General features: G+C 61.1%; 7 protein-coding genes. 3 read left to right on the forward strand and 4 right to left on the reverse strand.

Annotated features, from left to right (window positions below):
- The 3 genes from I5W_RS03615 to I5W_RS29370 all read right to left on the reverse strand — a co-directional run.
- Nucleotides 1–282, reverse strand: a 282-nt coding sequence (locus I5W_RS03615) for a cytochrome b/b6 domain-containing protein (protein WP_044528213.1), incomplete at its 3' end; no start/stop codon positions are given.
- Between the two features lie 22 nt (nucleotides 283–304).
- Nucleotides 305–748 carry a diheme cytochrome c gene (locus I5W_RS03620; protein WP_374702114.1) on the reverse strand — a complete coding sequence of 148 codons (444 nt, stop codon included), beginning with the start codon at nucleotides 746–748 and terminating at the stop codon, nucleotides 305–307.
- 91 nt (nucleotides 749–839) lie between these two features.
- A complete protein-coding gene (locus I5W_RS29370; RefSeq protein WP_083893451.1) occupies nucleotides 840–1,274 on the reverse strand; it encodes a DUF1924 domain-containing protein in 435 nt (144 codons plus the stop codon).
- Nucleotides 1,275–1,831: 557 nt separating this feature from the next.
- Between I5W_RS29370 and I5W_RS03630 the strand changes: the two genes are divergently transcribed.
- The 3 genes from I5W_RS03630 to I5W_RS03640 are packed head-to-tail and all read left to right on the forward strand — an operon-like array spanning nucleotide 1,832 to nucleotide 4,508.
- The gene (locus I5W_RS03630; RefSeq protein WP_044528210.1) at nucleotides 1,832–2,647 is read left to right on the forward strand and encodes a MetQ/NlpA family ABC transporter substrate-binding protein; all 816 of its coding nucleotides are present in this window, start codon (nucleotides 1,832–1,834) and stop codon (nucleotides 2,645–2,647) included.
- 36 nt (nucleotides 2,648–2,683) lie between these two features.
- Nucleotides 2,684–3,856 carry a methionine ABC transporter ATP-binding protein gene (locus tag I5W_RS03635; RefSeq protein ID WP_083893452.1) on the forward strand — a complete coding sequence of 391 codons (1,173 nt, stop codon included), beginning with the start codon at nucleotides 2,684–2,686 and terminating at the stop codon, nucleotides 3,854–3,856.
- Nucleotides 3,846–4,508 carry a methionine ABC transporter permease gene (locus I5W_RS03640; protein ID WP_044528211.1) on the forward strand — a complete coding sequence of 221 codons (663 nt, stop codon included), beginning with the start codon at nucleotides 3,846–3,848 and terminating at the stop codon, nucleotides 4,506–4,508. Before I5W_RS03635 ends, I5W_RS03640 begins: the two co-directional genes overlap by 11 nt.
- Nucleotides 4,509–4,541: 33 nt before the next feature.
- Here the strand turns inward: I5W_RS03640 and I5W_RS03645 are convergent.
- The coding region (locus tag I5W_RS03645; protein ID WP_044528212.1) for an APC family permease at nucleotides 4,542–5,088 on the reverse strand (547 nt) is incomplete at its 5' end.

The following is a 5,088-nucleotide window of genomic DNA, read 5'->3' on the forward strand; positions in this document are numbered from 1 at the left end:
GGGTTTGCCCGGTGTATGTTCAGGATTGCCGCGCAGCAGTGCGCTGAGATAACGTGCGACGGTCCGCGGGCCACGCACGAAAGAGGAAAAACGCGCATAGCGCGAACCGATCAATCCCCAGATGAGGCGAAAGCCTATCAGGCTGGCCATCGTGTAGCCAAGCGTCACATGCACCATCCTCCAGCTTTCGCTCTCAGCGGTGAGATAAGCGCCACCGAAACTCAATGCCAACAGCCAGTGAAACAGACGGGTGGGGGCATCCCAGACCAGGATTTTTCGCATGTCCCTGGTCGGGGTGGGGGACTTAACGTGGGATTCGGATATGGCGTTCACTGAAATCTCCTTTGTCGGACTGGGTGTGGCAGGCCATGCAGTTGGATGCGCTGTTGACGGCGGCGAGTTTCCAAGTGGCCGCAGAGACTTCGCGGTGCTCGCGGATGAACCATGCAGAGCGCGTGATACGGTCTTCGGGCGGGGATTCTTTGACTCGCTTGCCGCTACCGGCGTCGCTTGTCAGCCAGGCCGCGAGTTGCTTCACTGCTGCCGGATCCAGCGAGGCATCGCTGCCGTAATGGCGTGGCAGGTTTTCCATCAGCCGCTGCCAGGATGCGGCAGGGAGCATCCCGGGTGGATAGGCAATGTGACAGGCAGCGCATTCCTGTTGATACCTGGGCAGCAGGGGGATTTGTTGCGCAGCTCGATCATTGTCGGCCATGGCGGGCGCCGTCATGGCGAGGGCAGTGAACATGCTGAACATGCACCGAGACACATTGGAAGAGAGAAGAGGCGTCATATTTTTCTCACCGGGTAACAGAAGGCAGAAGGCAGAAGGGATGCGATCAAGGTTTCAGTGTCATCAGCCAGCTCAGTACGTCCGCTTTCTCGGCGGCGCTACATTCGCGGCCAATTACATCGTTGCAGTTGCGACGAAACCATTTCTCGCTCCTGGCTGCGTCGGTGAAACGTTCGGGATTAAACGCAGGCGCCAAGGCATGGATGGGCTTGCCGGTAGCGGCATGTCTGCCGGCTTGAGTCGGTACGGCGCCGTGGCATGAGGCACAACTCCATTGGCGTGCGTGCCGGGTGGTAAAGAACTGCTGTCCGCGAGCGGGTACCGCAGGTGATCCTGCCTGTGCGGAATAATCGGCAAGGAGCGCCGCCGGTGTCGCCGCGTAGACGGCAGAAGAAGCAAGCAAAGCAAGGACAACGGTTGCTACCCTGCGCGAGAAGATAAAGGGTTGGATCGTGGACGTTGCGAGCGACGATGGATTCATGAAGGCCCCTTATGAATTCTGATGGATTGATGACTGCTTTCTGTCACTCAGAATACGGACGTTTTCTTAACGTTTTCTGAGGCTTTCGCGCGAGCCTGTCATCGCGGCGACCTTCCTTTACCTGTCATTCAATTTGGTCGGACACCCAGGAGAATCGCCTGCCATGGGGCGTTTCGACATAGGACAAGGGGATTGATGCCCCATGACAAAAATGCGATTTAATCCAGATGCTGGAATTTATTAACGGATCATCATGCACGACTAGTCTTAGCCTGGACTTAGGGCCAGTTCCCCAGCTTGGAATCTCGCACGCGCATGGATTGCAAGTGGCATTGCGGGATCCACCGCTTCATGCAAAAAGCGGATAACCATGCATGTTTTACTTTGTAGCCCTAACCGATCGTCTCGCCCACAATCTGGTTTCGTGGCGGCTGTCGAGGTCGCTCGCTCCCATCGCTGATGCCGCCATCACCACCGTCCCTGCTGGTTTCCAGCGACGAGTGGCAGCGCGCAATGCCGCTTGCTTTGAATAAATCTTTCCTTTTACGGAGCCTTGCATGAAGCTTTCCCGTTTGTTGCTGCTCGTCCTCACCCTTGCTTCCCTCCCACTGGCCCATGTGGCGCAGGCTGCCGACAAGCTGCGCATCGGCGTGGTGCCTGGTGCCTATGGCGATTCGGTGGCCGTCGCCGCCAAGGAAGCCAAGAGCCAGGGTATCGACGTGCAGGTGGTCGAGTTCACCGACTGGACCACACCCAATGTCGCCGTGGATGCCGGCGACCTGGATCTGAACTACTTCCAGCACCAACCCTTCCTGGACAATGCCGTCAAGAAGAATGGCTACAAGCTAGCCAGTGCCGGTACCGGCATTCTCTCCAACGTCGGCCTGTATTCGCTCAAGCACAAGTCCTTCGCCGAGCTGCCGCAGGGTGCCAAGGTCGGCATCGCCAATGACCCGGTTAACCAGGGACGTGGCCTGCTGTTGCTGCAAAGCGTGGGGCTGATCAAGCTCAAGCCCAATGTCGGTTACCTGGGCAGCCTGGATGACATCGTCGAGAACCCCAAGAAACTGACCTTCGTCGAGGTGGAAGGGCCGCAACTGGTGCGTATCACGCCCGACGTCGACCTGGCCCTGGGCTATCCGCACTTCATCGTGGCCGCCAAGGCGTTCGATGCCTCCAGCGGGTTGGCTTATTCCGGTATCAGCGATGCGCGCTTCGCCATCCAGTTCGTGACCAAGGCCAGCCGCGTCAATGATCCGGTGGTGCAGAAATTCATCCACATCTACCAGAACTCGGCGGCGGTGAAGGCGGTCATCCATCGCGCCTTCAACAACGACAACCGTCTCTATACGCTGGCCTGGCAGAAGCCGTAAGTGCGGCCAGTCCATCTGGTTCAGGAAGGAAATGGCATGGAACTCACTATCACCGCCAGACAATCGCTGACCGCGCCCAGCCGTTCCGAGCTGCTGCGTGAGCCGGCGCCGACCGCGACGCTGGTCGGTAGTACGCCCGGCACGGCGCGCAAGGGAACAGTGGCTTTGCGGGATGTCGGCAAGACCTACACCTCCTCGGCAGGGTCGGTGCAGGCCTTACAGGGGATCAATCTGGACATCGCGCCCGGCAGCATCTTCGGCATCATCGGTCGCAGCGGGGCCGGCAAGTCCAGCCTGCTGCGCACCATCAACCGGCTGGAGACGCCCACCAGCGGGAGGGTCGAGGTCGATGGCGTGGACCTGGCCATGCTCGATGAAGCGCAACTGGTCGATCTGCGGCGTCGTATCGGCATGATCTTCCAGCACTTCAATCTGCTCTCGGCCAAGACCGTGTTCGACAACGTGGCCTTGCCCTTGCGCGTGGCGGGCGTGCCGCGTCTCCAGGTGGAGAGCCGGGTGCGCGAACTGCTGGCCCTGGTCGGTCTGGCCGACAAGGCCGATACCTACCCGCGTCGCCTTTCCGGTGGTCAGAAGCAGCGGGTGGGCATTGCCCGCGCCCTGGCCAGCGGTCCCGAGATCCTGCTGTGCGACGAAGCGACTTCGGCCCTGGACCCGGAAACCACCCACGCCATCCTGCAATTGCTGCGCGAGATCAACCGCAAGCTCGGCATCACTATCATCTTGATCACCCATGAGATGAGCGTCATCCGCGAGATCGCCGATCAAGTGCTGGTGCTGGAGCAGGGGCGCATTGCCGAACTGGGGCAGGTGTGGGAAGTCTTCGGCCATCCCAGACACGCCGCCACCCAGGCGTTGCTGGCGCCGTTGCAGCAGGGCTTGCCACCTGAATTGCAGCAGGCGCTGCAGGCGCAGCCACCGGCCACGGAGCATGAGCGCGTATATGAGCGCGTATTGCAGTTGCAATACCGCGGCGGCGATGGCCTGGAGCCTGACCTGCTGCGCATCGCCCAGGCGCTTGGTGGCAAGACGCGGCTGCTGCAGGCCAACGTGGAACGTATCCAGGGACATACCCAGGGCCAGCTCTACGTGGCCCTGGCCGGTGTCAGCGAGACGCCCGACTGGCAAGCGCTGACCCAGGGTCCGCAAGCCATTGCACATCACATCAAGGAGTTGGGTTATGTCGTTTAGTCTGTCCATTCCCATTGAGCGCTATGGCAATGCCTTGCTCGACACCTTGCAGATGGTCGGCGTCTCCGGTGCGCTGGCGCTGGTGGCCGGCGTGCCGCTGGCGGTCCTGTTGATCGTGACGGCGCCGGGCGGCTTCCTGGCCTGGCCGCGCTTGCATCGGGTGCTGGGCAGCATCATCAACGGCTTTCGTGCCACCCCGTTCATCGTGCTGCTGGTGGCATTGATTCCGCTGACCAGGCTGGTGGCCGGCACTACCATCGGCGTGTGGGCGGCCATCGTGCCGCTGGCCATCAGCGCCACGCCGTTTTTTGCGCGCATCGTCGAGGTCAGCCTGCGCGAAGTCGATCTGGGTCTGGTCGAGGCGGCGCAGGCTCTGGGCTGCAAGAAGTGGCACATCGTGCGCCACGTCTATCTGCCCGAAGCCTTGCCGGGCATCGTCGGCGGCTTCACCATCACGCTGGTGGCGCTGATCAGTTCCTCCGCCATGGCCGGCGCGGTCGGCGCCGGTGGGCTGGGCGACCTGGCCATCCGCTATGGCTACCAGCGCTTCGATACCCAGGTGATGGTGATCGTCATTGCACTATTGATCCTGCTGGTGTCACTGGTGCAGCGGCTGGGCGATGGCTATGTGCGCTGGTTGCGCAATCGCTGAGCGGACTGGATGAGGCATCAAGGAACTGGCCACTCACACGGCCAGTTCCACCCGGTGCCGGGCGCGCAGGAACAAGCCATAGACCACGCCCACGACCAGCCACGCGGCCCCCAGCTTGAGGGCGATCGGCGCCATGCCGGTAAAGACCATCAGCACCACCGCGATGCCAGCAATGGGTACGCACCAATGCGCGAAAATCTGTTTGCTGCGCTGCTTCCAACCCATGTGCACCAGCACCGAGACGTGCAGGAACAAAAATGCCGACAACGCGCCGAAATTGACAAAGGACGCCAGCCCATCGATGTCATTACGCATCAACAGTGCAATGACCAGCGAAAGTATGGTTGAAAACAGCATGGCGACGTAGGGCGTGCGATGGGTCTTGTGCAGGGTGGCAAACATCGCCGGCAACTGGCGGTCACGACCCATGGCAAACAGGACGCGGGCCACGCCGATCTGCATCGGCAAGGCATTGGTGAAGCCGACCGTCAAGGCCAGCAGCCAGGCCAGGGCGATCGCATAGATCGGTCCGAAATGCTGGGCCGTGAGGCTGAAGATGGCCGCCGCAGGGTCGCCACGC

Source organism: Herbaspirillum sp. B65 (assembly GCF_000333555.1).
Classification (GTDB): Bacteria; Pseudomonadota; Gammaproteobacteria; order Burkholderiales; family Burkholderiaceae_D; genus Herbaspirillum; species Herbaspirillum rubrisubalbicans.

Excerpts from the sequence above, each read along its gene's own strand:
- I5W_RS03620 (WP_374702114.1), bottom strand. The coding sequence starts at position 748 with ATGTTCACTGCCCTCGCCATGACGGCGCCCGCCATGGCCGACAATGAT.
- I5W_RS29370 (WP_083893451.1), bottom strand. The coding sequence starts at position 1,274 with ATGAATCCATCGTCGCTCGCAACGTCCACGATCCAACCCTTTATCTTC.
- I5W_RS03630 (WP_044528210.1), top strand. The coding sequence starts at position 1,832 with ATGAAGCTTTCCCGTTTGTTGCTGCTCGTCCTCACCCTTGCTTCCCTC.
- I5W_RS03635 (WP_083893452.1), top strand. The coding sequence starts at position 2,684 with ATGGAACTCACTATCACCGCCAGACAATCGCTGACCGCGCCCAGCCGT.
- I5W_RS03640 (WP_044528211.1), top strand. The coding sequence starts at position 3,846 with ATGTCGTTTAGTCTGTCCATTCCCATTGAGCGCTATGGCAATGCCTTG.